General features: G+C 44.4%; 1 protein-coding gene. It reads right to left on the bottom strand.

Translation table 11 applies throughout. The features are described 5' to 3' along the window. Nucleotides 1-529: TIGR04255 family protein (locus CK240_RS17990; RefSeq protein WP_135058998.1), on the bottom strand; the 529-nt coding region annotated here is incomplete at both ends.

Consider the following 529-nt stretch of genomic DNA (forward strand, 5'->3'; position numbering starts at 1 on the left):
CCCTCCCTCTTTTGTACGACAAGTGGATTGTGCAACAGACTGAACAACATTCTCTCGAATCTTAGCATCAGCCAAACCAATAAGATTTTCACGTACAAGAATCTGAATATTCGAGAGGTCTTCCGGACTTTGAAGCCTATTGATATATCGATAGCCAATTCGGATCATAACTGTCGGCTGAACCGTATCGGCCAGAGCATTCAGGATAAAACCGAACCGCTTAATAAAGTCGATGTGCCCATTGTAATCTTTAGTCTCTAGCGTAATTGCATTTGCTGCGAGAACAACGCGCCACTTTTTATCAACACTACTAAAGTTCCAATGGACCTCAGTGCCACTAATCTCCGGTGCACTGCCCGGTATAGGTAGAGGCACTGCTTCTATCCTTTCTACAAAAGGATAGACTTTTCGAATGCGGTCCTGAAACTCTACTATATAGCTGTCATCCCTGATGCGCATAATAGAGGGGAATTGAACTTGAGCTATGACGTACGCAATTGGTGCATTAGCGAGCGTCATCCTTTCTGGG

This window comes from Paracoccus salipaludis (assembly GCF_002287065.1).
GTDB classification, from domain to species: domain Bacteria; phylum Pseudomonadota; class Alphaproteobacteria; order Rhodobacterales; family Rhodobacteraceae; genus Paracoccus; species Paracoccus salipaludis.